Source organism: Curtobacterium sp. MEB011 (assembly GCF_030209655.1).
GTDB classification, from domain to species: Bacteria; Actinomycetota; Actinomycetes; order Actinomycetales; family Microbacteriaceae; genus Curtobacterium; species Curtobacterium poinsettiae.
Genome location: NZ_JARVRN010000007.1, coordinates 338043 through 362913, shown reverse-complemented (window position 1 = coordinate 362913; position 24871 = coordinate 338043). Strand labels below are relative to the sequence as shown.

The window sequence follows — 24871 nt, the reverse complement described above, 5'->3', positions numbered from 1 at the left end:
GAAGGAACCACGCGTGCCGCAGCTCACCGTCCTCGTCGACGGGACCGCGGTACCGCAGGCGCTCGGCGGCGTCGGACGCTACGTCGAAGGGGTCGTGTCGCACCTGAGCGACCCGTCGCTCGACGTCCACCTGGTCGTCCGTCCCGTGCACGCCGCGCACTTCCGCTCGCTCGCACCGCACGCCACCGTGCACACGGCGCCGGCGTGGACCGACTCGGTACCGCTGCGGTTCCTGTGGGAGCAGACCGGACTGCCGGCACTCGGCCGTCGGCTCGGTGCGCGGGTGCTGCACTCCCCGCACTACACGTTCCCGTTCGGCTGGCGCGGCGGGTCCGTCGTCACGCTGCACGACGCCACGTTCTTCTCGAACCCCGAGTGGCACTCGCGCCTGAAGCGCACCTTCTTCACGTGGTGGAGCCGTCGTTCGCTGCGCACCCGGCCCGTCGTCATCGTGCCGAGCGCGGCCACCGCGACCGAGGCCGCGCGGGTCGTCCGCGGCATCCGTGCCGACGTCCGGGTCGCACCGCTCGGCGTCGACCGCACGGTGTTCCACGAGCCCGACGTCGCCGCGGTCGAGGACGCCCGGATCGCCGCCACCCTGCCCGAGGGCGCTCCGTGGATCGCGTTCCTCGGCACCATCGAACCGCGGAAGAACGTCACCGCGCTGCTCGACGCGTACGCCGCGGTGCGGTCCGCGCGTGCGGCCGGCGGCGCGGACACGCCGTGGCTGGTCCTGTCGGGGGCGCGCGGCTGGGACGAGGCCGCGATCGCACGCCTCGACGCCCTGCAGCCCATCGACCACGTCATCGAGGCGGGGTACCTGCCGCTCGAGGACCTCGCCGGCTTCCTCGGCGGTGCGGAGTTCGTCGTCTACCCGTCCCTGGGCGAGGGCTTCGGCCTGCCCGTGGTCGAGGCGATGGCCTCCGGCGCCTGCGTCCTGACCACCCGGCGGTTGTCGCTGCCCGAGGTCGGTGGCGACGCGGCCGTCTACACCGAGCCCGACGCGACGGCACTGGCCGCCGCGATGACGGCGCTGCTCGACGACCCGGCGCTCGTGGCCTCGCACCGTGCGGCGGCGCTGGCGCGGGCGGACGAGTTCACCTGGGACGCCACCGCCGCCGTGCACGTCGAGGCGTACGAGTCCGTCGGTGGGGGGACGCGGTGATCCGGGTCGCGGTGCTCACGGTCACCTACAACACCGGTGAGACCATCCGGCCGTTCCTGGCGAGCGTCGCCGGCGCCTCGAAGGACCCGGTCGCCGTCGTCATCGCGGACAACGGCTCGGCCGACATCGACGCGCTCCGGGCGATCGGTGAGTCCTACGGCGCCGTCGTGGTGTCCTCCGGCGGCAACCGCGGGTACGGCGGCGGGATCGACGCAGCCCTGAGCGCCCTCGACGACGTACTGCCCGACGTGCGACCGGAGTTCCTGCTCGTGACGAACCCCGACGTCGTGCTCGGCGAGGGCTCGATCGACGAGCTCGTGGCCGCGGCCGACCGGATGCCGTCCGGTGGGTCGTTCGGCCCCCGGATCCTCGACGACCAGGGCGAGACCTACCCGTCCGCCCGGCAGCTCCCCTCGCTTCGCACCGGCCTCGGCCACGCGGCGTTCTCGCGGTTCTGGCCCGCGAACCCGTGGAGCCAGCGGTACTGGTCCACCACGAAGGTCGTCGAACGCGAGGCCGGCTGGCTCTCGGGTGCGTGCTTCCTCATCCGCACCGACCTGTTCCGCCAGCTCGGGGGCTTCGACGAGTCGTACTTCATGTACTTCGAGGACGTCGACCTCGGGCAGCGCATCGGTCGTGCCGGCCGGGCGAACGTGTACGTGCCGTCGTCGGTCGTCACCCACACCGGTGCCCACTCGACGTCGTCCAACCGCCGCCGCATGGAGATCGAGCACCACCGGAGCGCGTACCGGTTCCTGTCGCGGAAGTACCGGGCGTGGTGGCTCTGGCCCCTGCGGGTCGCCCTGCACGCAGGCCTGTCGCTCCGCGCCCGCTGGGTGACGCGCAAGTAGCCCCCGCCCACCGGTGGCCCCGGTCGCCCAGGTCGCCCAAGTCGCCCAGGTCGCAAAACACCGGTGTCCACGTGTTACACCGCGATCTGGGAGTGTTCGACGTGCGAACACCGGTGTCTTGCGGGTACCCGGCGCCACTAGGCTCGGCGCCGTGCAACGTGATCCCGGACCCTGGCTCGGCTGCGGCCCGATCGACGCCGCCCGCCGCTACTGGACCGGAGCCTTCACGTTCCGCAGCGGCCGTGCGAGCCGCGCCGAGTTCTGGTGGGCACGCGGGGCCGACCTGCTCGTGGTCTGGCTCGTGCTCACCCTCGTGCCGATGATCACCGGTGTCCGGGGCACCGACGACTCGATGACCGACTTCCAGAACACCCCCGGGTTCCTCGGGATCGGACAGTCCGTCCTGACCCTCGAGGGCAGCGACCACGGATGGCGCATCCTCGCCGAGGGCTCCCCGTCGCAGTGGGTGCTCTTCGCGTGGTGCATCGTCACCGCGATCCCGAACCTGGCACTCGGCGCACGGCGGCTCCGTGACATCGGGACCCCGGCGTGGATGGCGTTCTTCGGTGCCTTCCCGGTCATCCACTGGTTCCTCCTACTCGGCGCGCTCCGACGTAGTTGGCGCCCGACGCTCCCACCGGAACCGGACCCGTCAGGCGCCGAACTCCCTGTCGCCCACCGCGCCGCCTGACCCGCCTGAGCCGAACCCCGCCCGCGCCGGAACCTGGTTCGCGAGGAGTCGGGTCAGGAGCGGAGGCGGGTGCGTTCGGTTCGAGCTGCCTCGAGCAGGACGGCGGCACGGGCGTCGAAGGAGTGCTCGGCGGCGATGTACTCGGCCACGACGGCCCGCTCGGCAGCAGTCGGCCAGGCGTACGACGGGTCCAGCAGCGCGGCGAGTTCGTCGCGGGAGCGCGCGACCGCGAGCGTCGGCACGTCGAGCACGTCGGACAGCCCGGCGACCTCGTCGGTGACGACGACTCCCCCGGACGCCAGCACGTCGAACACCCGGTTCGACACGAAGCCCCCGGCGGCCATGTCCGGCCAGTGGTCGTTGAGCACCACACGCGCCGAGGCGTAGGCCGCCGCGACCTCGGGCCGGGTCAGCGACGATTCGCCGAGCGACTCCGCGGGGACGACCTCGTCCCACCCCGGACCGTGCACGCGCAGGTCGGCACCGAGCCCGACCGCGTCGGACACGATGGGGCGTGCGGCGCCGCGGGTCGAGCCGACGAACACCACGCGGTCGGCATCGGGGCTCGTCGCCGCCCGCGAGCCCGGGTGGAACACCGCGGGGTCGGTCGCCTGCAGCAGCGTCCGGACCGGCACGCCCGAACGATCGGCCGCGGCAGCCGCCCACACCGGACCGGCCGCGAAGGCGACGTCGAACGACCGCAGCTCGGTGTCGGCGACGTCATCAGGGTGGCTGATCACCCAGAGCAGGTTCACCGAGGCGGGGTTCGGCGGCACCCGATCCAGCCCGCGGATCACCAGCGTCACGTCGTCGTCGGCATCGTCGTCGCGCACGTGGGCGTCCCGCCGGTCGATCCGGACGCGCTGCCCGAGGCGTTCGAGGGCACCGGCCAGCTCGGCGGCGAAGTGCACGTCGCCCCACCCGTCGCCCTCCGGCCCGGCAGGCGCGGCGATCTTCAGCGACCAGGCGAGCGTATCGCTGGCGCGACGAGGCGTCTGACGGACCGGGGTCACCGGGCGCGCTCCCCACGGTGGCAACGGCGGCCCGGCGGAGACTGCAGCACCCCGGCCGTCGACCGAGTCCCGTCTCGCGTCCCGCCAGGCCGAGAACGCGTCCACGGTGGCGGCGTCGATCGTCCGCCCGGGTTCAGTGAGTCGGACGGTCTCACCGACGTCCTCCACCAGGATCGTGGGACCCGACTGCGGTCGCTGGCGCACAGCGCACGCGTGCGTCCACCCGACGAGCGTCGTCGGCTCGTCCGTGAGCACGGGCACAGGGACGATCGCGGCCCGGGGCACAGCGAGCACGGGCTGATCGGCACCGAACACCGAGTCCCCCGTGCCGAACGGACGGTCGTCCGACCACGGGAGTGCGCCGGGACGGATGAGCAGTGCACCGTTCCTCGCCGAACCGTCCGCCGTGCGCACCGAGGCCTGCACCAGGCGGTGGACTCCGGTCTCGGCGAGTGCCAGGAGACCGCCGGCATCGATCGTCACCGAGGTGTCGACCAGCAGGAGGACCCGTCCGACCCCGGCGGCGAGGCCGGCGTTGATCGCGGACCCCATGCCGTCCACGGGCACGGTCCGCACCCACGGCAGGCGACGCCCGAACGGGTCGACCGGCGACGCATCGGCGACGTAGCTCACGGCCCGGACGTCAGCGCCACGACCGAAGGCATCGTGGGCGACCGACACCAGCCGGGCGACCTCGGCGTGCCGGTCCGAGCGGGTCGTCACGAGCACCGTGACGTCGTGGTCCAGCCGCGGCAGCGGGTCCGGGAACCCGGCCACGCGGACGACCTCAGCCGTCGTCGCGGGCGCGGGACGGGCCTCCCGGTCGGGGTGGTCGGCAGCCGTCGCGTCGCGACGACGGCGACCGAACCACCCGGAACCGGAGGCCACGGGCGGTGCTAGACGCCGAGGAGTCGCTGGAGGTAGACGCCGTAGCCGCCCTTGACCAGCGGCGCGGCGAGCTCGGCGAGCTGCGCGTCGTCGATCCAGCCGTTGCGCCAGGCGATCTCCTCGATGCACCCGATCTTGAAGCCCTGACGGTCCTCGATGACCTTCACGTACTCCGACGCCTGCATCATCGACTCGAACGTTCCGGTGTCGAGCCACGCCGTGCCGCGGTCGAGGACCTGGACGCCGAGCTCACCGGCCTCGAGGTAGCGCTCGTTGACCGTCGAGATCTCGAGTTCCCCGCGGGCGCTCGGCTCGATGGTCTTGGCGATCTCGATGACCTTGTTGTCGTAGAAGTACAGGCCGGGGACGGCGTAGTTCGACTTCGGCTCGGCCGGCTTCTCCTCGATGGAGACGGCGGTGAAGTCGTCGTCGAACTCCACGACGCCGTACGCCTTCGGGTCGGCCACGTGGTAGGCGAAGATCGTCGCGCCGTCGACCTCGGTGTTCTTCCGCAGGTTCGTGCCGAGGCCGGTGCCGTGGAAGATGTTGTCGCCGAGGACGAGCGCGACGCTGTCGTCGCCGATGAACTCCTCACCGATGACGAAGGCCTGGGCGAGACCGTCCGGGGACGGCTGCACGGCGTACTCGATCTCCATGCCGAACGCCGAGCCGTCGCCGAGCAGGGCCCGGAACTGGTCGTTGTACTCCGGCGTCGTGATGACCAGCACCTGTCGGATGCCCGCCATCATCAGGGTCGACAGCGGGTAGTAGACCATCGGCTTGTCGTAGATCGGCATGAGCTGCTTGCTGATGCCCTTGGTGATCGGCCAGAGGCGCGTGCCGGAACCGCCGGCGAGGATGATGCCCTTCATCGCTTTCCCCTTACTTCTTCGTCCGGAGCGATTCGGTGTACGCGACGCACTCCTCGTACGTCGGCAGCAGCCCCTGGGCCGCGGCTTCTTCGAGGGTGGGGGCGCTGGTGTCCTTCTCGGACAGCACCAGCTCGCCGAGACCCTCGGGCAGGTCGAGCCCGACCGTCGGGTCGAGGATGGCGATCCCCTTCTCGCGCTCGGGGTCGTAGTGCGCGCTGACCAGGTAGTTCACCGTCGACTGGTCCTCGAGCGCGACGATCGCGTGGCCGAGCCCCTCGGACAGGTAGACGGCCTTGCGGTCGACGTCGTCGATGCGGACCGAGTCCCACTGGCCGAACGTCGGGGACCCGACGCGGATGTCGACGATGTAGTCGATGAACGCCCCGCGCACGGCGGTGACGTACTTCGCCTGGCTCGGTGCGACGAGGGCGTAGTGGATGCCGCGGGCGACACCGGCCGCGGAGATCGACATGTTCACCTGGCGGAGGTCGAGCGGGTGACCGACGGTCTCCTCGAGGACGTCGGCGCGGTACGCCTCGAGGAATGCTCCTCGTGCGTCGCCGTGCTGGACGGGCGTGAACTCCCACGCGCCAGGGATCTTCAGTTCGCGGATCTGCACCGGGGAAGCCTAGCAAGCCGTGAGTTCGCATAGGCTGTCATGGTTCTGCGCATTGCCGACTCCCGAAACGAGACCAAGCGAGCCCGTGAAGCTATTCGTCCAGATCCCCTGCCTCAACGAGGAGAACACCCTCGCCAGCGTCATCGACTCCATCCCACGGGAGATCGACGGCATCGACGAGATCGAGATCCTGGTGATCAACGACGGCAGCACCGACCGCACCGTCGAGGTCGCCAAGGAGCACGGCGTCAAGCACTTCGTGCACCACACCACGAACATGGGCCTCGCCCGCTCGTTCCGTGACGGCGTCGACTACGCGCTGCTGCACGGTGCCGACATCGTCGTGAACACCGACGGGGACAACCAGTACCCGCAGGCACAGATCGCCGAGCTCGTGCAGCCGATCCTGCGGAAGGAAGCCGAGATCGTCATCGGCGACCGGCAGACGCGCACCATCGAGCACTTCTCCGGCTTCAAGAAGGCCATGCAGCGCTTCGGCTCGTGGGTCGCGAGCCGTGCGGCCGGGCTCGACCTGCCCGACGCGGCGAGCGGGTTCCGCGCGTACTCGAAGTACTCGCTCATCCGCCTGAACATCGTGACGCGCTTCAGCTACTGCATGGAGACCATCGTGCAGGCCGGGTACAAGCGCCTGGCGATCGCGTCGGTGCCGATCACGACGAACCCGAAGACCCGCGAGTCGCGGCTCTTCAACAACATCTTCCAGCACATGTTCGAGTCCGGCTCGGCGATCGCCCGCGTCTACCTGATGTACCGGCCGATGGCGCTGTTTCTCTGGGTCGCGGCGGTGCTCGGAGCACTCGGACTCTGGCCGCTCATCCGGTACCTGGTGCTCCTGGCGATGCACACCGGCGGCAACCACCTGCAGTCGATCATCCTCGGTGTCGTCCTGCTCATCACCGCGCTCCTGTCGATCGTCATCGGCGTCGTGGCCGACCTCACCCGCCTGAACCGCACGCTGGCCGAGGAGCAGCTCGACCTGCAGAAACTGCAGCGGTATGGCGACTGACCCGGCGTCGGCGATGCTGAAGGGCCGAACGCGGTTCGCGCTCTGGCTCCGTCGCCCTTCGTCCTGGGTCGAGATCGTCGCCTGGGCCGCGCTCGTGGCGTTCGTCGCCTGCACCATCGGGCCCGCACTGATCGGTCAGGGCACGTTCCTGAACACCGGCATGCTCAGCCGGTACACCCCGTGGGGTGAGTCGCTCGAGACCCTGCGGAACTCGACGAACATCCTGAGCAGTGACACTCTCGACAGCGTCACACCCCAGACGACGCTCCTGGTCAAGCTCGCGCACGAAGGCGTGTTCGGGTCATGGAACCCGTACGTCGCCGGGGGCGTCGAACTCGGCGGCGTGCCGAACTCCGGGGCGTGGTCGCCGCTGTCGCTCCCCTGGTGGATCCTGCCGTTCTCGGCCGCGGCCGGCGCGGTGAAACTCCTCGAGATCGTCGCGATCACGGCCGGCATGTCCCTGCTGCTGCGTCGGTGGGGCGTCCCGCGGCCCGCGTGGCCGATCGCCTCGCTCGTCTTCGCGTCGTCCGGCTTCATGGTCGCGTGGTCGAACTGGCCGCAGACCCGGGTGTCCGCCTTCCTGCCGCTGCTGTTCTGGGCCATCGACCGGGCCGCCGTCGAGCTCCGTGCACGCGACCTGTTCAGCGTCGGCCTCGTCGTCACCGCGATGCTGCTCGGGGGCTTCCCGGCGATCGTCGGCTACGGGCTCTTCGTCGGTGGCCTCTTCTTCCTGGCCCGCACGATCGTGGCCCACCGCGCACTCCGCCAGGTGCTCGTCAGTGCGGGGATCGCCCTCGGCGGGATCGTCCTCGGTGTCCTGCTCGCCGCCTGGCAACTCGTGCCGTTCGCGATCAGCGCCGCGAACGTCGTCGACTTCGGCGGTCGCGGTCAGCGCGGCGGTGCCGGCATCGGGTCCGCGCCCCTGGTGAGTTCCTGGATCCCGGACATCACGTCGCTGGCGAGCACCGGCCGCGCGTGGGGCCTCCGCAACCCGGTCGAGGAGTACTCGTACATCGGCATCGCCGCGGTGGTGCTCATCGCCGCCGCCGTCCTGATCCGCCCGGGTCGACGCGACGCAGCGTCCGCCGGCGGAGCAGCGCCCGCCGTCGACGCAGCGCCCGCCACCGCACCGGCGCGCGACGCCGACGCCGCGCTGGTCCGGCGTCGGCAGCGCGGTGTCGTGCCGATCGTCGCGTCGCTGCTGGCGTTCAGCGTCGTGCTGGTGTTCCTCGGCGGCCCGCTCCTGGCCGCGGTCCGGGAACTCCCGGTGTTCGACTCGAGTCCGATCGGTCGAGCGCGTGTCGTCGTGGGCTTCTTCGCCGCGGTGCTCGCCGGCATCGGGTTCGGACGCGTCGTCGAGCCCGAGACGCTGCGCGACGAACTCGCACGGTTCCGCCGTGCCACGCCGCTCCGGCGCGCGGGCCGGATCGCGACGGTCGTCCTCGTCGTGCTGTTCACCGCGTCGGTCGGGCTGCAGACGGCGCTGGCGCTCGACACGGTGCCGGCCGACGTGCTGCACCGGACCAAGCTCCTCGTCCTCGTCACCGGGGTCGTCGGCGCCGGGACGGCCGTCCTCGTCCTCGTCCCATGGCTCCTGCGGATCCGTTCGCTCCGCGTCGCCGCCGCGATGGGCATCGTCGCCGCGGTCTGCGTGCCCGCCGTCGCGGCGACGGTCCGCTGGTGGCCCATCGCGCCGAACTCGACGTTCTACCCGTCGTCGCCGGCGATCGACTACCTGCAGGAGCACGTGTCCGCCCAGGACCGCTTCGCCACCGCCGGCACCGCCACGTTGCCCGGGTCGGCCTCGTACTACGGCATCCGCTCGACCACCGGGCACGCGTTCCAGACGCGGGAGTGGAAGCAGCTCATGCGGACCGTCGACCCGACGACGTACCCGACGGCCACGTACCTGACGTTCGCGCCCGACGAGATGACCCACTTGGTCGACTCCGCCGTCCTCGACCGCGTCGCCACGAAGTACGTCGTCGCCGACCCCTCCGCCCCGATCGCCGGGACCCCCGAGGCCAGCGCCCGCCGTACGGGGTGGACCGACCTGACGAAGAGGCGACCGTCCGTCGACGGGCCGAGCAACTCCGGCCCCGTGAACGGTGTGACCCTCACCGGCCCGCCGCAGCTCACGACGTCGGCTCGGGGCATGACCCTCACCGTCGCGATCGTCGCGGACGGCACCGGGAAGACCCTCGCCGAGACCGAGAGCTGGGTGCCCGCCCTCGGCGGCCCCCGCAACGTCGCCGTCGCGGGGTCGAGCATCCCGTCGCGTGTGCAGTGGCACGCCCAGATCACCGTCACCGGGCAGTCGCAGCCGGTCGCGATCGGAACGGGCACCGGCGGGAAGGCCGTCCTGGACACCGTCCGGCCCGTCGCCGGCCAGGGCGTGTCGGTCGTGCACACCGGCGACGCCACGATCTACCAGCGCAGCTCGGCGCTCGACCGGGTGCGGTGGGCGTCCGACCAGCGGGTGCTCGCATCGACGGACAACCGGCTCGCGGCACTCGCCGGGCACGCGCTCTCCGACGACACCGTCGTCCTCAGCACGTCCACCGACCACCGGGCCGACCGGACGGGTGACGCCGTGGTCCGGCTACGGCCGAGTGCCCCGAGCGAGACCGTCGCCGACGTCGATGCGACCGGTGGCGGCTGGCTCGTGGTCGCGGACTCGCTCCGGCGTCCGGGCTGGCACGCCACGGTGGACGGCGAGCCAACCGACCTCGTCGCCGCGGACAACGCCGGTGGCGCGGTCTGGGTCCCGCGGGGCTCGCACACCGTCCGGCTGTCCTACTCGGTGCCCGGGCTCACCGCCGGGTGGCTCGTCACGGGCGGGACCGTCGGGATCGCCGTGCTCACGACCGTGACCGTGCTCGTCGTCGGCCGTCGTCGACGTCGACGTGCCCCCACGGCCGACTGAGCCTCGGCCCCGTACAATCGGCTTTCGATCCGACGACCCCGCCGGTGCCGCCATCCGCGTCCCCGTCGACAACGCAAAGGAAGAGACCTCGTGAAGATCCTCGTCACCGGAGGAGCCGGCTTCATCGGCTCGAACTTCGTCCGCCGCACGCTGGAGGACGCGTACCCCGGCCTCGAGGGCGCCGAGGTCGTGGTCTACGACGCGCTGACCTACTCCGGCAACGAAGCGAACCTCGCTCCGGTCGCCGACTCCCCCCGCTACACCTTCGTCCACGGTGACATCCGCGACGCCGCGAAGCTCGACGAGGTCGTCCCGACCGTCGACGCGATCGTGCACTTCGCCGCCGAGTCCCACGTCGACCGCTCGGTCCGCGACTCCGGCATCTTCGTCGAGACCAACGTCGTCGGCACCCAGCGTCTGCTCGACGCGGCACTCCGCCACGGCACCGAGCGCTTCGTGCACGTCTCCACCGACGAGGTCTACGGCTCCATCAGCGAGGGTTCGTGGGACGAGGAACGCCCGCTCGAGCCGAACTCGCCGTACTCGGCGTCGAAGGCCGGCAGCGACCTGCTCGCCCGCAGCTACCACCGCACGCACGGGCTGAACCTCTCGATCACGCGCTGCTCGAACAACTACGGCCCGTACCACTTCCCCGAGAAGGTCATCCCGCTGTTCGTCACCAACCTGATCGACGACGTGCACGTCCCGCTGTACGGCGAGGGCAACAACATCCGCGACTGGCTGCACGTCGACGACCACACCCGCGGCATCGCGATGGTCCTGACCCGCGGCCGCGCCGGCGAGATCTACAACATCGGCGGCGGCACCGAGCTGACCAACAAGGAGCTCACGCAGCTGCTCCTCGACGCCACCGGCAAGGACTGGTCGTACGTCGACCGCGTCGCCGACCGTCTCGGGCACGACCTGCGCTACTCGGTCGACATCTCGAAGATCCAGGCCGAGCTCGGCTACGAGCCGCAGGTCCCGTTCGAGCAGGGCCTGACCGACGTCGTGCAGTGGTACCGCGAGAACCGCGCCTGGTGGGAGCCGCTCAAGCAGCGTGCGGCCCTGAGCTGAACCGGCACACCGTGACCAGGTACCTCATCACCGGAGCGGCCGGCATGCTCGGCCAGGACCTCCAGGCCGCGCTCGCGGGCCGCGACGTCACCGCGCTGTCGCGGGCCGACCTCGACATCACCGACCCGGCCGCGGTGGACGCCGCCGTGGCCGGGCACGACGTCGTGGTCAACTCGGCCGCGTACACCAAGGTCGACGACGCGGAAGACCACGAGGACGACGCCCACGCGGTGAACGCGACCGGGCCGAAGCTCCTCGCCGAGGCCGCCGTCCGCCACGGCGCGAAGCTCGTCACCGTGTCGACCGACTACGTGTTCGACGGCAACGGCACGGCGCCCTACGCCGAGGACGCCCCGACCGACCCGATCAACGCCTACGGCCGCACGAAGGCCGCCGGCGAGGCCTTGGTGCGCGCGATCGCCCCGGACACCTCGTACGTCGTCCGCACCGCGTGGATCTACGGCGCACACGGGCCGAACTTCGCCGCGACGATGCTCCGGCTCGCCGGCTCGCACGACACCGTCAGCGTCGTCACCGACCAGGTCGGCCAGCCGACGTGGACCGGCGACCTCGCCGCCCGGATCGTCGAACTCGTCGACGGGGACGCCCCGGCCGGCATCTACCACGGCACGAACGCGGGCCAGGGGTCCTGGTTCGACTTCACGCAGGCCATCTACCGCGAGCTCGGGCTCGACCCGGAGCGCGTCCTGCCCACGGACAGTGCGGCGTTCGTCCGTCCGGCACCGCGTCCGGCGTACAGCGTGCTCGGCCACGACGGCTGGTCGCGCGCCGGCCTCGCGCCGATGCGCGACTGGCGCGAGGCGCTGCACGCCGCCGTCGCGGCGGGTGCGCTGACCGCGTAGGCGCGGCTCTCGGCCAGGAGGCGCGGGTCGGTCCCGGGACGTCGGGAACCCGACCCGCGCCTCCAGACCGCCCACCGACCGCGCCCAGGGGGCGCCGGGACCACCCTGGTAGTGTCGGGCAGCCGAGCGCGGGGCCGGCTCTCGGCCCCTGACCAGGGGTCCACGGACCACCGGTCCACGAACCACGACGAGGAGCACAGCACCATGACCACCCTCCACGTCATCGTCGACCAGATCGTCGCTCCCGTGCCGGGCGGCATCGGGCGCTACGCCGAGGAACTGGCGCGGCACCTCGTCGAGCACGCGCCGAGCGGGTGCGAGGTCGCGGGCGTGGTCTCCGCCGTCGGGTCCGACGAGATGGCGCACCTGCGGAAGCTCCTGCCGGGGCTGTCCGACCTGCAGCGGCTCCCGCTGCCGCGGCGCGAGCTGTCGCTCGCCTGGCAGGGCGGGTTCGTCGGCGGCATCGCGAAGGGCATGGTGCACGCGCCGAGCGTGCTCGCACCACTGGTCAAGCACGACCGTTTCCAGGACCCGGGTCGGCAGACCGTGGTCACCGTGCACGACGTCGTGCCGTGGACCAACCCCGAGACCCTGACGCCGCGCGGCGTCCACTTCCACAAGGCGATGGTGAAGCGGGCGTGGAAGCACGCCGACGCCGTCGTGGTGCCGACCCACGCCGTCGCGGGGGCCCTGAACGAGATCCACCGCTTCGACGACCGGCTCCGCGTCATCGGCGGCGCCCCGAGCGGACGCCTCCGGCTGCCCGTCGACGCCGACCTGCGCGCGGAACGTCTCGGCCTGCCCGACCGCTACGTGCTCGCGGTCGGCACGCTCGAGCCCCGCAAGGCCCTGGCCTCCCTGATCGAGGCGATGGCCCACCCGGACGCTCCGGCCGACATCCCCCTCGTCATCTCGGGCCCGGACGGCTGGGGAGACGTCGACGTGTACGGCACCGCGGAGCGTGCGGGCCTGTCACGCGACCGGGTGAAGGTCCTCGGCCGCATCGACGACGCAGACCTCGCGGTGGTCTACGACCGCGCGACGGTGTTCGTGTTCCCGAGCCTCGCCGAGGGGTTCGGCCTGCCCGTGATCGAGGCGATGAGCTTCGGTACCCCGGTGATCCACTCCGACGACCCCGCCGTGGCCGAGGTCGCCTCGGACGCCGGGGTCACCGTCGCCCGGTCGCCGCGGGAGTCCTACCCGGCACGACTCGCCCAGGCGGTCTACCAGGTCGTGCACGACCCGAACCTGGCCAGCCGACTGGCGGTGGCGGGTCCGGACCGCGCACGCATGTACGACTGGTCGGACTCCGCGGCGGAGACCTGGCAGCTGCACGCCGACCTCTGACGGTCGGACCGCGTCAGCCCTTGTACGTGTAGGTGCTGACCCAGTCGATGTACAGGTGCCCCGCGTCGCCCCAGTCGCCGACCTGGAACATGTACCGGTGCGCCGTCTTCGGCACATGGCTGGTGACCGTCTTGATCACCTTGCCGTCGAGGCGGTAGCGGACGGACTTCCCGGGGATCCACTCGATCGAGTACGTGTGCCACGACCGCCAGGAGACACCGGTGCCCACGCTCACCGCGTTCGCCTCCTGTCCCGCGATCATCGAGTGGTGGTGCAGCATCGGCTGCTGGTCGAAGTTGGCTTCGGGGTAGTCGATCTCCCCGTCGGCCCAGCGGTCGGACGACGGCCAGAGCATGAAGGCCGCGCCGTTGCCGGCACCACCGGTCGCCTTGGCGCGGACGATGAACTTCCCGCCCTTGTGGCCCCAGGCGCCCGTCGGCGTGCCGAAGGTGCCGGCGGCGCCGTGCTTGCCGTCGAGCTTGACGTCCATGTACCCGTGGTGCGAGCTGATCTGCGACCCCGAGTAGTACATGCCGCCGGTGCCGTCCGGGTACGGCTGCCACGACCTCGCGTACTGCTTCGCGAAGGCCCCCTTGGCGCTGGCCGGGGTGCTGAACTGCTCGCGGAAGGTCTGCTTGAACTTCCCGACGTCGCCGAGCGGTGCCGAGCTGGCGGTCGCTGCGGTCCCCTGGCCGAGCGGGCCGGCGACGAGTGCTGCTCCGAGGAGCACGACGGCGAGTGCGGCTCTCCTGGTGGCGCGTTCCTGCATGGGCTCGGTCACTCCCTGACGTGACGGTTCGCACCCGTTCGGTGTGGGTGCCGGGCGACCGGATCTCGGCTGCCCGGCGTTCACGGTAGTTGCTGTCCACGATGTGCGTCCGGGGGTTGACACAGCTGCGTACCCCCAGTGCGCGGGCCTTGCACGATGACCGAACCGTCGGCTGGGAGTCCTGGTCAGAGCGCGTGGCGCGACCGGGAGCCCCGTCGACTCGAGCAGGGGTCGTCGTCTGCGCCGTCCGATCAGGGCCGGGCGCGACGACGACGCGTGACGAGCGCGACCACGACGGCTGCCAGCACCGCGACGACGACGACCACGGCCGCGACCTCGGCGACGTGCACCGAGGTGAGCATCGAGTCGTACTGCGACTTCGTCGAGACGAAGCCCCGTTCAGCAGGGCCGGACCAGCCGGACACCGGGTTCAACGGACCGGCGGCGTGCAGGGCGAACCCGCAGACCACCGCGGCGACCACGGCGATCACGGCGAGGACGAGGACGGGGACGGCGCGGCGCATCCCGCTACCGTAGCGCGGCCCAGGACCCGATCGCGGCCCAGCCCAGCCCAGCCCTGCCCCGCCGCGTCAGAGCGCGTCGCGGAGGCGCGCGGCCTTCTCTTCGACCAGGCGCTCGAGCCCGTCGGCGTACTCCGTCAGCCGAGCGGCGACGGCCGGCTCCGAGGAACCGATGATGCGCGCCGCCAACAGACCGGCATTGGCGGCACCGTTGATCGCCATCGTCGCCACCGGGATGCCCGCCGGCATCTGCACGATCGAGAGCAGCGAGTCGAGGCCGTCCAGGCGCGCGAGCTGCACCGGGACGCCGATCACCGGCAGCGTGGTCATCGAGGCCACCATGCCGGGCAGGTGTGCTGCGCCGCCGGCCCCGGCGATGACGACCCGGATGCCGCGCTCGGCGGCCGCGCGGGCGAAGCGGGTCATCTTGTCCGGGGTGCGGTGCGCCGACACGACGTCCGCCTCGAACGGGATGCCGAGTTCGGCGAGGATCTCCGCCGCGGCCCGCATGGTCGGCCAGTCGGAGTCCGACCCCATGATGATCGAGACGAGCGGCTGTGCGGGTGCGGCGGTGTCGGTCACGCGACGAGCCTAGCCGAGCAGGACCCGCCGCCAGGTGTCGCCGTCGTGGCCGATCGTGCGGTCCCCGGCGACCCAGCGCGCAGCGCGCTCGTCCGGTCGGCCGCGTTCGACAGCGGTCCGCACGGCGTCCCGCCACGCTCCGACGTCATCCGGGACGGCCACGGCGCCGTGCGCCCGTGCCACCGCGTACGACGGCCGGTCCGAGACCACGGCGGGCAGTCCGAGCGCGGTGTACTCCAGGAACTTCAGGTCGCTCTTCGCGCGGTTGAACTCCTCGTCGCGCAGGGGTGCGACACCCGCTCGCCAGCGCTCCCGGTGCGCCACGAGCCAGCGGGAGAAGGCCGGGTAGTGCCCGTCGGGGACGACGACCCGGCGGAACCAGTCCGCGCCGCTCTCGTCCGTCACGCCGATGACCTCGAGCCGGATCGGGGTGCCGTCCGCAGTGGCGAGGTCGGCGAAGACGTCACGGAGCAGTTCGAGGTCGGCGGCGTGGGTGAGCGTGCCCATGTACAGCACGCGGTGCTCCCCCTCGGGGCGCTCGTCGTCATCGTCGTCCGTCGGGCCGGCGGTCCAGATCTCCGGGTCCAGGGCGTTCGGCACGACGACGACGTCCCGCGCGACCGGACGGACGACGTCGGCGAGTTCGGGCGTGCTCACGACGACGGTGTCGGCACCCCGCACCAGGGCGTCGATCGAGGCGAGCCGGTCGGGGTCGTACTCGGCACGAGCCAGTCGTTCGCGCCCGGAATCGGTGAAGAAGTCGTCGTCGACCTCGGCCACGACGCGGATGCCCCGGGCCGCGGCGGCCACCAGGAAGGGCTGCACGTCGTCACGCGGCAGGATGTCACGCTGCACCAGGAGTGCGGCGTACGGCGTCGTGTCGGAGCCGTCGACGAACGCGGCCGGGTCCACCTGACGGGCCTCGGCGGTGCCGCTCGACGCCAGGTGCTCGGTGCGCCGGACCACACGGACGTGTGCCGAGGCCGGGTGCGCGCCCCCACCGCCGGCGACGACGTACCCGAGCACGGGCAGGGGCACCGGCTGCGGTGGGGCCCCGACGACCACACGGCGCAGGCGTCGGGCGGCCCGGCGGACGAGATCACGCGGCATGCGTCCATCCTCTCGCACCCGGAACCTCGCACCGGACGCCGAACGCCGCACGCCGCACGCCGCCTCAGCGCACCCGCACCGTCCGGCACGTTGACGCCGTCCGGTCCGCTCCGGTCCCGGTGTTGTGCGCGACCGCGCAGACCGTGTGCTTGCCGGCCGCCACCCGGACCGTGCCCGCGAAGCCGTGCGAACGGCCGGCGCCCCAGGTCGCGTCCACGTCGGCACGCTTCCGGCCGGCGTCCAGTGACGTCACCCGTCTGCCGTCGACCGTGATCGCCACCCGGGTCGCCGCGGTCACCGCGTCGCCGTCGAACGCCCAGCCGCGCACGGCGATGCCGCGGGCCACGGCCGTGGCGGACTCGAGCCCGGCGTAGGGGTCGTGCCGGTACGCGCGGACGGTCGAGCAGCCGAGCGCGGTGTCCGATCCGGCGCCGATGTTCACCGCGGTGACGCAGACACGGCGAGCGCCGGCCGCGGTGGGCAGCACGACGTCGAAGCCGTGGGTCGCGCCGACACCGGCGCGGGCGTCGACGTCGGGACGGTCGAGCCCGGCGGTGGCGACGCCGGCCGCGGCCCCGTCCACGGTGGCACGGACCCGCACGGGCTGCGTGGGGTCGTCCTCGTCGTAGGCCCACCCGGACACGCGGACGCCGCCGCCGGTGCCGGCGACGGCCTCGAGCGACCCACGGGGTGTCATGTCGGCAGCGGGTGCCCCCAGGCGGGCGTTCGCGACGAGGGCCTGTGCGTAGGCCGAGAACCACTTGCCGGCGGCCGGGGCACCGTTGCAGGTGCCGTCGCTCGCGCCGGGGGTCTTCACCCACAGCAGGGCGTCGAGCGCCGTGCCGTCGGACACCACCCGGGGCGAGGTACCGAGCCCGGCGCCGGGTCCGTTGCACCACGTGCCGCGCCAGCCCTGCCCGTTGCGCGAGGTGTCGATCACGTAGTGGGAACCCCCGGTCGCGGCGGACACCTTCTGCGCGTACGCCTGCTCCTGGGCGGTCGGGTAGTAGTTCGCGACGTTCGTGAAGAAGCCGCGGGCTTGCTGCACCCCCGCGCTGTTCAGTCGCGACGCCATCAGTGCGGGCTGCACCCAGTTCGAGTTGCCGGCGTCCAGGTACGCGGGGACCCCGGCAGCGGTCAGGCCGGCGACGGTGCGGGAGAGGATCCGGTAGCGCTGCTCGTCGAGCGCCGTGCTGCACTTGGCGTTGCTGAGCATCGCGAGCGAGTCCGGTTCGACGACGACGGCTGCACGGTGCCCGGTGAGCGCCGCGGTGACCTGGTCGACCCAGTCGTCGTAGGAACGCTCGTCGAACCCGCCGGCCGAGTACCCGCCGCAGTCACGGTCGGGGATCGCGTAGAGCACGAACACGGGGGTGGTGCCGGACTGCTCGGCCCCGGTCAGGGCGGTGCTGATGGTCTTGGTCAGCTGTGTCCCCTGTGTCCAGTCGCCGAGCCAGGTGGCGACGGGGTAGCGGGCGATGGTCCCGGCCGCCGCGGCACCGGCCGGGTCGGTGGCTGCGAGGGCGGTCTGGGCCTTCGCCGCCTCGCTCGTGGGCGACCGGTACGGCCCGGCGCCGTAGAGCGACGCGGACGTCGCCGAGCGGATGGCGGAAGCCGAGGTCGCTGCCGACGCGGTCGCGGTCGGCAGCAGGCCGGCGACGGCAGCGACGAGGGCGACTGCGGCGGCGCAGACGGCGGTACGGCGCGGACGGCGGCGCATGGAGACTCCCCTGGACGTGTGTTCCCTGACTGCTCCAGGAGAACACGCGTTCCCGTCCCCCACCAGCCTCCCGAGCGGGTGCCACCCGAGGGGGTGTCCGCAGACCGGCCGACAAGTGCGTCCCGCGCCGACACGACACGGGAGGCCCGTGGCGGCGTCACCACGGGCCTCCCGTGTCGTCATCCGGTCACGTCGAGGACGCGACCTCAGTCGTCGAAGTGGGCAGCGGCCGCGCGAGCGCGGTAGACGACGTCGTCGACGTCGTCGCCGAGCACCGTGACGTGCCCGATCTTCCGCCCGGCCCGGGGTGCCTTGCCGTAGAAGTGGTACTTGGCCTCGGGGAAGGCCTGGAGTGCGGCGGGGTACCGGGCGGCGAGGTCGCCGTCGGCGGGTCCGCCGAGCACGTTGACCATGACGGACGCCGGGGCGAACGAGCCGGTGGCACCGAGCGGCAGGTCGAGGACGGCACGCAGGTGCTGCTCGAACTGGCTCGTGGTGGCGCCGTCGATGGTCCAGTGCCCGGTGTTGTGCGGACGCATCGCGAGCTCGTTGATGAGGATGCGCTCGTCGTCGGTCTGGAACAGCTCGACGGCGAGCACACCGGTGACCCCGAGTTCCTCGGCGATGCGGACGGCGATCGACTCGGTCAGGTCGGCGATCCGGCCGGCGCTGTCCGGGGCCGGAGCGATGACCTCGGCGCAGACGCCGTCGCGCTGCACGGTCTCGACGAGCGGCCAGGCGACGACCTGCCCGGAGGGGCGGCGTGCCACGGACTGCGCGAGTTCGCGGGTGAAGGGGACGAGCTCCTCGACCAGGAGGGCCTGGTCGCCGCCGGCCTCGGCCACGGCGATGAACCAGTCGTCGACCTCGGCGGCGTCGGAGACGACCCGGACACCCTTGCCGTCGTACCCGCCCCGCGGGGTCTTGACGACGGCTCGGCCACCGTGGTCGGCCAGGAACCCGCGGAGCTCGTCGGGGTCGTGCACGGCCACCCAGTCGGGCACCGGCAGGCCGAGGTCGCTCAGCCGGCGACGCATCGTGATCTTGTCCTGCGCGACGGCCAGCGCGTCGGGGCCGGGGTGGACCGCCACGCCCGCGTCGACCAGCGTGCGCAGAACGTCCTGGGGCACGTGTTCGTGGTCGAAGGTGACGACGTCGACCTGTCGGGCGAACTCGAGCACCGTGGCGGCGTCGTGGTAGTCGCCCTCGGCGGTGGCGGCGATGCTCGCCGACATGCGCGGCCCCTCGGCGAGCACCCGGATGTCGATCCCGAGTTCGACCGCGGCCGGCACCATCATCCGTGCCAGCTGTCCCCCACCGATGACCCCGACGCGCAACGCCATGCTGTGTGATCCTTCCGGCGCTCCCACCGCGCGGTGGGAACGCGTTGTCTACAATCGCTGTTCGGGTCGTGCTCTGGACGACCGGTCACAACTCTACGGATCCTGGAGGGCTCGTGCGGCGCCTCATCGCCCAGCTGGCACGCTTCGGCGTCGTCGGTGCCGTCGGCTTCGTCGTGGACACCACGGTGTTCAACGTGCTGCGCATCACCGTCCTGAACCCCGAGGACGTCCACTCGGGCCCGTTCTGGGCGAAGGTCATCTCCACCGTCGTGGCGATCTTCGTCAACTGGATGGGCAACCGGTACTGGACGTTCCGTGAGCAGCGTCGCGCCGTGGCCACCCGCGAGGGTGTGGAGTTCGTCGTCGTCTCGCTCGGCGGCATGGTCATCGCCCTCGCCTGCCTCGGGGTCTCGCACTACGCCATGGGGCTCACCTCGGTGCTCGCCGACAACGTCGCGAACATCGTCGGGCTCGTGCTCGGCACGGTCTTCCGGTTCTGGCTCTACAAGGTCTGGGTCTACCACCCCGAGCGCACCGCCACGCAGCCGGCCACCGCCGACGAGTCGGTGTCCGACGGGCCGCGGGTCCCCCACGACGCCTGACCTAGGATCGGTGGGGTGACGGCCGAGACGACCACCACCCCTGCTCCACCCCGCACCGCGCGCTGGGAACGTGTCGCGATCGCGGTGATCACGGCGACCTTCGGGCTGTGGCTCGTGGCGTGGGCGTTGATCGTCCCGGTGTTCGAAGCGCCCGACGAGACCGCGCACATCGACGCCTCGGTGCACCTCGCCCTCGGCGACGCGTGGGCGGCCCCCGGCGAGCTGTTCGTCACCAACGCCGTGCAGGCCGCCAAGGTCGAGCAGGCGACGAAGCCGTCCGACGAGTGGTCGACGGTGGGCGAGTTGCTGCAGAACGCCCCCGGCCCCTCGGCGACGGTCAACCAGATGACCCAGCACCCGCCGACCGCCTACCTGGCCGGAGCCGCCGTGCTCCGTGCCGTCGACTTCGGCGAGCTCCGCTGGGACCACGCGTTCATCGCCCTCCGCCTGGCCGACGTGCTGGCCGTGACCGCGCTGCCGCTGCTCGTCTGGGCGTCGGTGCGCCGGGTGACCCGCAGCCCCCGCGCCGCGCTGATCGGCGCCCTCGCCGTGTTCGCGACGCCCGAGCTCGCGTCCATCGGCTCGTCGTTCTCCAACGACGCCCCCGTCCTGCTCGTCGCCGGGATCGTCGTCTGGCTCGCCACGCGTCTGCTCACCGGGGACACCCGCTGGCGCACCACGATCGCACTGGCGGCGGTGCTCGGGGCCCTGGTCTGGATCAAGGGCACGGGGTTGCCGGCGGTGCCGTTCGTCGCGGTGGTGGTGCTGTTCGCCGGCGCCGGGGTGCTGTCCCTGCGGCAACGGATCGTGCGCACGGTCGTCGCGATGGCGGTCTCCGGCGGCATCGGCGCGTGGTGGTGGCTGCACAACCTGGTGTCGTACGGGCGGATCCAGCCGAACGGCTACACGGCCATGCGGCCCCCGAAGGACTTCCCGCCGGGTGAGAGCCCCACGCTCGGGCACTTCCTCGACGTCAGCTGGGGCACCCTCGCCCGCACGTTCTGGGGCAGCTTCGGCGGCCGGGCACAGGTCACGATCGGCGATCTGCTCACCGCCGTCCTCACCCTGGTCGCCCTCGTGGTGCTCGTCGGCTGGGCGTTCCGCCGCGGCCCGGACCTGCGGACGGCGCTCTGCCTCGCGGTGTTCCCGGCGCTCCTGATCGGCATCCAGAACCGCACGAGCGCGCACTCGTACCTGACCACCACCGAGGTCGCCGCCACCCAGGGCCGGTACTACTTCCCCGCGATCGTCTGCCTGATCGTGCTGAGCGCGCTCGCGTGGCGGCGGCTGGTACCGGCCGGACGGGCACGCGCCTGGGGCGCCGTGGCACTGGCGGTCGCGCTGCCCGCCGTGGGCGTGTACGGCTTCGCGGTGGCGTCCGCCTGGTTCTGGAACGCGGCGGTGTTCCCGGTGACGGGGCGTGGGCTGCTGCGCTACTCCGAGATCGGCCCGGTGCCACCCGCGGTGCTCGTGGTCGTCGTGGCGCTGGTCGCGGTGGGCCTCGTCGCCTCGGTCGTGCAGGTCGCGCGCGCCGACCGTCGCGCCCTGTCGACGACGGTTCCCGTCCGCTGACACGCCCGGCCGCGGAGCGCCGGGCGGGCACGACGTGCCGCAGGCGCGGCCCCGAGGGGTCGCGAACCGTCGTCTGGAGCGTCTCCAGGCGACACTTCGTGACCACTCGGCGGACGGCGCACGGCGCGGGTTGGACGCCCCTGCGAGACGGACAGGAGGCCCGGTGCCAGCTGGCACGGGCCTCCCGTCCGTCGCCAGGCGCGCCACGGCCGCCCAGTGAGCAGAAGACGTCGGGTCCCGACACGGGACCCGACGTCTTCTGCACACTCGCTGCCGCGTCAGGCGGCGGGGACGCCACTCTCGACCGCGGAGGGGTCGTCCGTCGGCCGGTTGCGCCGGAACCACGTGGGGGCCGCGGCGCAGAGCAGGAAGAGTCCGTCGACCGCGAGGCTCCAGACACGGGTGACGACGACGACCACGAGGGCGATCGGCACCGGCATCACGAGGGCCAGCAGGAGGGCCTGGACGCCCTCGCGGACACCGAGCCCGCCGGGCGCGAAGACGGCCAGCATGCTGATCGCCGAGGCCATGCTGGCGGCACCGATCACGAAGGCCGCGTCGGTGATCTTCAGCGAGGGGTACACCCCGAGGGTGATGAAGTAGTACGCCGTGCCGGACAGCACCGCTCCGGCGACGTAGAGACCGGCCCCGCCGAGGACCGTGCCGAGGTTCGGGCGGACGTCGGCTTCGAGCGGCTTGCGGCGCAGGATCTTCAGCGCGATCCCGATCAGGAACACGAAGACCCGCGGGATCAGGCAGACGACACAACCGACGAACGCCGCGATCATCAGGACGATGAGCCACGGGTCGAGGTTGTGGGTGCGCGGGTCGATGAGCAGCAGCACGAGCGCCAGGGCCAGGGTCGCGGCGATCTGCAGGGCACCCTCGAGCAGGCCGCTCACACCGAGACGGGCCTTCGAGACGCCGTGCTTCGAGGCGAAGTAGACCTTGCCGATGATCCAGGTGGCAGCACCCGGGATGTAGCGGCCCATCCACGACTTCGCGTACACGTAGGTCAGGGTGACGCCACTGCCCTTCAGCCCGGTCGCACCGAGTCGTCGCAGCAGGTAGAACCAGATGCCGACACCCCAGTAGCGGAACCCGAGGCTGATCACCGTCGCGAGGGCCACCCACGACCACTGCCAGTCGAGTCCGGCGAGCTGCCCCCAGTCGACGCCGCGCACGTACAGCACGAGGAACACCGCGAGCAGGACGTAGAAGACGATCGGGATCGCCTTGCCGAGGAACCGTCGTCGCTTCGACGGACGCTTCCCCTCGGGCGCGGGGGTGTCGCTGGTGCTGACGGACAAACGGGTCTCCTGCTCAGGTCTCGGGCTCAGGTCATGGTAGACGGTGGGGCGGGCCGCTCCCTGCGGTGCCGCTGCGGCCCTCGCTCGCCCCGTCGCTCGCGCTACCGGGCGAGCTTGATGACCTGGACGCGGCAGGGGACCTCGGGGTCGGTCGACCGGTCGGTGCTGCACGAGATCGTCGCGTTGTACGTGCCGACGACCTTGCCGGCCGCCGAGTAGTCGCGCGCCGGGGCGGTGGCCGCGTCGAACTGCACGAAGTACTGCACGCCCTGGTCGAGGAACAGCTTGCGCATCGCGTCCGACTGGTAGGTGTACCCCTGACCTGAGCGACCGTACACACGCGTGTCGGTCAGGAAGGCGAGCGACGCCAGCGACCGGTAGTTCGACCCGATGACGGTGGCGTCCTCGGGGAGCGCGCCGCTCGCCCGGATCTGGTCGGCGAGCCGGACGATCTCCGGCACCCGGGTCGGGCCGAGGACGCGCAGCGGCTCGGTCCGGTTCACCGACGGGTAGAACGGCGCCGGCGACCCGAGCCAGTTCTGCGTGTACGACGCCAGGGGCACCACGGCGATCGCCAGGCACGCGACGATCGTCCGCACCACGCCACGACGGCGCACCAGTCGCCAGACCGCCGGCAGCATGAGCGCACCGATCATCGCGGTCAGGTAGAAGAGCGGCCAGTAGTAGCGCGCGTTGCCGCCGCCGCTCGACGACGACGTGATCATGCCGTAGCCGACGAAGTAGACCAGGGTCGTCGCGGCGACGATGCAGGTGAAGGCGTAGCGGCGGAAGCGCACGACACCGATGACGAGTGCGGCGGCGAAGAGCAGCGCGATCGGTGCCGCGAACGGGGCGAACGTGCTGATCTTCTGCAGGTAGTACGGCAGGGCGAGCATGCGCTCGTGCAGGTAGTAGCCGGCGCGGGCGGCGATGCCGGACTCCTTCGTGACCTTCGGCGCGGTGTCGTCGCTGGACGACGAGGTGGCCGGCGGCACCACGGCGGGGTCCGGGTTGTCCATCGGGCCCTGCTTGTAGACCGACGGGGTGAAGTCCTCGTTCGGCGAGAAGGCGTGGTCGTTGGGCGGGACCGGCAGGAACGGCCAGTCCGTGGCTCGACCGCCGTCGTCGAACTTCGATCCGATGTTGACCGACAGCGACGACCCGAGCGTCACGGTGTCGTACTTGGCGGTCAGGGCACCGACCCAGGGGGCGATGACGACGACGAACACGACGATCGTCGCGACGGGCGCCGTCCACCAGTGCCGCACGGGCTCGTGGCGACGGCGGGCGGACCAGACGCGCAGCAGCAGCCAGAGGATCACGGCACCGATGGCCACCGGCAGCAGGAACAGCTTGGTGAAGTAGCCGAGGGCTGCGACGGCACCGAGCACGGCTCCGGAGACGACCCGCGCCCGCGTCGATCCGTGCAGCGCCTGGTCGGCCCACCGGAGTGCCCAGAGGAACCCGACGACCCACGCGACGACGAGCAGGTCCGGGGTCTGCACCGGCACGGCGCTCATCAGCGCGGGGATCGCCGTGACCATGAAGACCAGGGCCGGGACGATGCGGTGGTTCTGCGACCAGACGAGCCACCCGCCGATGCCGAGCACCACGGCCGCGGCGAAGCAGTTGACGATCGCGAAGGCCGTCTGCAGGCCGAGGCCGAGCGCGACGAACGGCGCCATCATCCACGAGACCAGCGGCGACCAGTACGCGTTGATCGCATCGGGCAGCCAGCCGTTCGCGTACTCGCGCGCGATGCCCATGTAGGAGATGCCGTCGACGTTGGTGACGCCGAGACGGTTGTGGTAGGCCACCGCAGCGCAGAGGACGACGCCGACCACCGTGAGGACCGCGAGGAGCAGGGGTGCGACCAGGTGCCGGTACCGTCGGGAAGCCGTCCCCGAACGGCCTCGAACGGGCTCGTGGGCGGACTGCGGTGCTGCGGGCGTCGTCACGGTCACGTGCTTCATCATGACATCCGATCGCTTGTCGGACCGCAC

The 24871-nt window shown here is 71.9% G+C and carries 21 protein-coding genes; 10 read left to right on the top strand and 11 right to left on the bottom strand.

Annotation, left to right across the window (positions count from 1 at the left end; genetic code table 11):
* The first annotated feature begins 13 nt into the window (after positions 1 to 13).
* The 3 genes from QRN30_RS11165 to QRN30_RS11155 all read left to right on the top strand — a co-directional run bounded on the left by QRN30_RS11165 (position 14) and on the right by QRN30_RS11155 (position 2707).
* Positions 14 to 1165 (top strand): glycosyltransferase family 4 protein, encoded by a 1152-nt coding sequence (locus tag QRN30_RS11165; RefSeq protein WP_284761091.1) that lies wholly within the window; start codon positions 14 to 16, stop codon positions 1163 to 1165.
* Positions 1162 to 2016, top strand: a complete 855-nt coding sequence (locus QRN30_RS11160) for a glycosyltransferase family 2 protein (protein ID WP_042538805.1) — start codon at positions 1162 to 1164, stop codon at positions 2014 to 2016. Before QRN30_RS11165 ends, QRN30_RS11160 begins: the two co-directional genes overlap by 4 nt.
* Before the next feature lie 151 nt (positions 2017 to 2167).
* Entirely contained in the window at positions 2168 to 2707 is a 540-nt protein-coding gene (locus tag QRN30_RS11155) for a DUF805 domain-containing protein (RefSeq protein WP_284761090.1), read from the top strand.
* 53 nt (positions 2708 to 2760) lie between these two features.
* On the opposite strand, the gene QRN30_RS11150 is transcribed toward QRN30_RS11155, so the two are convergent.
* From QRN30_RS11150 to QRN30_RS11140, 3 genes are read right to left on the bottom strand one after another with little or no spacing between them, the layout of a single operon-like run.
* Positions 2761 to 4608 (bottom strand): glycosyltransferase, encoded by a 1848-nt coding sequence (locus QRN30_RS11150; protein ID WP_017888784.1) that lies wholly within the window; start codon positions 4606 to 4608, stop codon positions 2761 to 2763.
* Positions 4609 to 4616: 8 nt separating this feature from the next.
* Entirely contained in the window at positions 4617 to 5480 is an 864-nt protein-coding gene (gene rfbA, locus QRN30_RS11145; protein ID WP_017888783.1) for a glucose-1-phosphate thymidylyltransferase RfbA, read from the bottom strand.
* Positions 5481 to 5490: 10 nt separating this feature from the next.
* On the bottom strand, positions 5491 to 6099 hold the full coding sequence (locus tag QRN30_RS11140; RefSeq protein WP_194589677.1) for a dTDP-4-dehydrorhamnose 3,5-epimerase family protein: 609 nt from the start codon (positions 6097 to 6099) through the stop codon (positions 5491 to 5493).
* An 85-nt stretch (positions 6100 to 6184) separates the two neighbouring features.
* Here QRN30_RS11140 and QRN30_RS11135 point away from each other — a divergent pair, with 85 nt between their 5' ends.
* The 5 genes from QRN30_RS11135 to QRN30_RS11115 all read left to right on the top strand — a co-directional run bounded on the left by QRN30_RS11135 (position 6185) and on the right by QRN30_RS11115 (position 13339).
* On the top strand, positions 6185 to 7126 hold the full coding sequence (locus QRN30_RS11135) for a glycosyltransferase family 2 protein (RefSeq protein ID WP_017888781.1): 942 nt from the start codon (positions 6185 to 6187) through the stop codon (positions 7124 to 7126).
* Positions 7116 to 10052, top strand: a complete 2937-nt coding sequence (locus QRN30_RS11130; RefSeq protein ID WP_284761089.1) for a putative glycosyltransferase family protein — start codon at positions 7116 to 7118, stop codon at positions 10050 to 10052. Before QRN30_RS11135 ends, QRN30_RS11130 begins: the two co-directional genes overlap by 11 nt.
* A gap of 90 nt (positions 10053 to 10142) precedes the next feature.
* Positions 10143 to 11129, top strand: coding sequence for a dTDP-glucose 4,6-dehydratase (rfbB, locus tag QRN30_RS11125; RefSeq protein ID WP_017888779.1), 987 nt, complete (start codon positions 10143 to 10145; stop codon positions 11127 to 11129).
* A gap of 11 nt (positions 11130 to 11140) precedes the next feature.
* Positions 11141 to 11992, top strand: a complete 852-nt coding sequence (rfbD, locus tag QRN30_RS11120; RefSeq protein WP_017888778.1) for a dTDP-4-dehydrorhamnose reductase — start codon at positions 11141 to 11143, stop codon at positions 11990 to 11992.
* Between the two features lie 204 nt (positions 11993 to 12196).
* Entirely contained in the window at positions 12197 to 13339 is a 1143-nt protein-coding gene (locus QRN30_RS11115; protein WP_056071081.1) for a glycosyltransferase family 4 protein, read from the top strand.
* 13 nt (positions 13340 to 13352) lie between these two features.
* Here QRN30_RS11115 and QRN30_RS11110 read toward each other — a convergent pair whose 3' ends face one another.
* The 6 genes from QRN30_RS11110 to QRN30_RS11085 form a co-directional block, all read right to left on the bottom strand.
* Complete coding sequence (locus QRN30_RS11110) at positions 13353 to 14120, bottom strand: family 16 glycosylhydrolase (protein WP_017888776.1); 768 nt, start codon at positions 14118 to 14120, stop codon at positions 13353 to 13355.
* 239 nt (positions 14121 to 14359) lie between these two features.
* Positions 14360 to 14632, bottom strand: coding sequence for a hypothetical protein (locus QRN30_RS11105; protein WP_056070860.1), 273 nt, complete (start codon positions 14630 to 14632; stop codon positions 14360 to 14362).
* A gap of 66 nt (positions 14633 to 14698) precedes the next feature.
* Positions 14699 to 15211, bottom strand: a complete 513-nt coding sequence (gene purE, locus QRN30_RS11100) for a 5-(carboxyamino)imidazole ribonucleotide mutase (protein WP_259575879.1) — start codon at positions 15209 to 15211, stop codon at positions 14699 to 14701.
* 9 nt (positions 15212 to 15220) lie between these two features.
* On the bottom strand, positions 15221 to 16321 hold the full coding sequence (locus QRN30_RS11095; RefSeq protein WP_284761088.1) for a glycosyltransferase: 1101 nt from the start codon (positions 16319 to 16321) through the stop codon (positions 15221 to 15223).
* 64 nt (positions 16322 to 16385) lie between these two features.
* Positions 16386 to 18041, bottom strand: a complete 1656-nt coding sequence (locus QRN30_RS11090; protein ID WP_284761087.1) for a glycoside hydrolase family 6 protein — start codon at positions 18039 to 18041, stop codon at positions 16386 to 16388.
* A 206-nt stretch (positions 18042 to 18247) separates the two neighbouring features.
* Positions 18248 to 19384: a 5-(carboxyamino)imidazole ribonucleotide synthase gene (locus QRN30_RS11085; RefSeq protein ID WP_284761086.1), complete on the bottom strand. Its 1137-nt coding sequence runs from the start codon at positions 19382 to 19384 to the stop codon at positions 18248 to 18250.
* Positions 19385 to 19497: 113 nt separating this feature from the next.
* Between QRN30_RS11085 and QRN30_RS11080 the strand changes: the two genes are divergently transcribed.
* Positions 19498 to 19986, top strand: a complete 489-nt coding sequence (locus QRN30_RS11080) for a GtrA family protein (RefSeq protein ID WP_017888771.1) — start codon at positions 19498 to 19500, stop codon at positions 19984 to 19986.
* A 15-nt stretch (positions 19987 to 20001) separates the two neighbouring features.
* Positions 20002 to 21558: a DUF2142 domain-containing protein gene (locus QRN30_RS11075; protein WP_284761085.1), complete on the top strand. Its 1557-nt coding sequence runs from the start codon at positions 20002 to 20004 to the stop codon at positions 21556 to 21558.
* Between the two features lie 278 nt (positions 21559 to 21836).
* Here the strand turns inward: QRN30_RS11075 and QRN30_RS11070 are convergent, their stop codons facing one another.
* Complete coding sequence (locus QRN30_RS11070) at positions 21837 to 22868, bottom strand: lysylphosphatidylglycerol synthase domain-containing protein (RefSeq protein ID WP_284761084.1); 1032 nt, start codon at positions 22866 to 22868, stop codon at positions 21837 to 21839.
* Between the two features lie 101 nt (positions 22869 to 22969).
* Positions 22970 to 24841, bottom strand: a complete 1872-nt coding sequence (locus QRN30_RS11065) for a glycosyltransferase family protein (protein ID WP_139179874.1) — start codon at positions 24839 to 24841, stop codon at positions 22970 to 22972.
* Between the last annotated feature and the right edge of the window lie 30 nt (positions 24842 to 24871).